This window comes from Arthrobacter humicola (assembly GCF_039531445.1).
Taxonomy (GTDB): domain Bacteria; phylum Actinomycetota; class Actinomycetes; order Actinomycetales; family Micrococcaceae; genus Arthrobacter; species Arthrobacter humicola.
This window is the reverse complement of record NZ_BAAAQB010000035.1, coordinates 63839-65448: the sequence shown is the minus strand read 5'-3', so window position 1 is coordinate 65448 and position 1610 is coordinate 63839. Positions and strand designations below refer to the sequence as shown.

Below are 1610 nucleotides of genomic sequence, written 5' to 3'. Positions count from 1 at the left end.
GGCAAGAATTACTGCGATGTAATTCTTGCCGGCCTCTTGTGCATGGCGGGGTCGAGGAGAACAATAGAACTTACCCACTTCGAAAGAAGAGGGACGCAGGAACCAAAGATCCAGTGACACTTATCCGACGCAGCCTTCGGCAAAGTCAGATGATGGCTACCAGTGACGAGGTAGGAAGACCTGGAAATCTAAGGATCCCGCCAGATTGTCTAAGACGTCACGTGACAATCGAAAAGTCGAAGCCCCACCAACGGCTAACGCTGATGGGGCTTCCCCTTTGCCCAAAAATAGGGGCTGCCCAAAAATAGGGGCTGGCCAAAAATAGGGGCTGCCCAAAAACAGGGCCCAAAAATGTGAGTGTCGTGTACGGTGCGCATGACCCCGGAAGGGTCATGCGCACCTGCGGGTGTCAGTCGCGGCGGTCGCGGCGATCTTCCCGGCGGTCGCCGCGGTCATCACGGCGGTCCTCACGTCGGTCACCGCGACGGTTGATCCCGTGGGCGACCACAACGGCCCCGCCGACGGCGGCGGCGGTCCTGCGCCTGCGTCGTGCTGCCAGTGGCATGTCAGGCTCCTTCTTTCGTTTCTTCGGAGGACTCGGCTTCGGCGTCGGCGTCGGCCTGGAAGGCGGCGATGACGGCTTGGGTCGGGATCCGGCCGCTGGCCACCAGTTGGCCGCCGGCCTTGCGGACGGCCGTGCCGAACGGGGCAGCCCACTGGTTCTCCCAGACGAGCACCGCGGCGGAGTGGCCGGGCGCGATCGTCTCGGCCAGGTCCATGACGTCCTGCTCTGAGAGCACCATGGCCAGGTCGGCCTCGGCCGTGCGCACCTCGCCGAGCTCGCTCGGGTCGAGGTCGGAGATCTCCGCCGTCTCGAGGGTGCCGTCCTCGGTCTTCCTCAGGAACACCATGTCGAGCACCCTGATGAGGTCGCGCTGGACCAGGTCCTCCAGGAACGGGGCGACCTGGCCATTGCCGAAGTTGGGACCCGGGAACTCCACGACGAGCCAGTCCACCGGCCCCAGTTCATCGAATGTGTCAGCCATGAGTATGACCTCCATTTCTCCTTGGGTAGTATGCGATCCGACGGACCGCCGCAGCTTCATTCTGTGCCCCCGGGGAGGGGCGGCGCCTCACCCGCACCGGGTGACCTCTCGCAGGGGGTCGGTATAGCCGGCGTTCGGGCGTTTGGCCGCGGAAGAAGACGCTGGTCCAGCGCCGAAGAAACAAGGCAGAGGGAACATGCCCGGCGCCCTGGCTGTTGCCTCCAAGGTAGGGGCAGCGGTCCCCGTGCCGTCATTTCCGGGCATCCGGCCCGGTTGTGTCCTGTGCCCACCTGCGAACATTGGAGCGCCATGCCCGTCACAGCCCACCTTGACTTGAAACTTAAACCGGAAGCCGTGCCCACAGCACCGGCGGTACTCCGCGAAATTCTGACTGACACACGGGCCTTTGACGGCTGCCTCGGCGTCGACGTGCTCGTCGACAGCAACGATCCGGCACATTTTCTCGTGGTCGAACAGTGGGCGTCGCTGGAACACGACGCCGCCTATCGCACCTGGCGCGCGGGCGACGGCGCGAGCGGGCTGGGAGAACTCCTGGCCGCCCCG

Annotated in this window: 3 protein-coding genes; 1 reads left to right on the top strand and 2 read right to left on the bottom strand. The window is 64.5% G+C overall.

Annotation, left to right across the window (positions count from 1 at the left end):
- Nucleotides 1–409: 409 nt before the first annotated feature.
- Nucleotides 410–565, bottom strand: a complete 156-nt coding sequence (locus ABD243_RS12735; protein ID WP_167467810.1) for a hypothetical protein — start codon at nucleotides 563–565, stop codon at nucleotides 410–412.
- 1 nt (nucleotide 566) lies between these two features.
- Nucleotides 567–1046 (bottom strand): DUF6325 family protein, encoded by a 480-nt coding sequence (locus ABD243_RS12730; protein ID WP_344366243.1) that lies wholly within the window; start codon nucleotides 1044–1046, stop codon nucleotides 567–569.
- A gap of 309 nt (nucleotides 1047–1355) precedes the next feature.
- On the opposite strand from ABD243_RS12730, the gene ABD243_RS12725 reads away from it, so the two are divergent.
- The coding region (locus tag ABD243_RS12725) for a putative quinol monooxygenase (protein ID WP_344366240.1) at nucleotides 1356–1610 on the top strand (255 nt) is incomplete at its 3' end.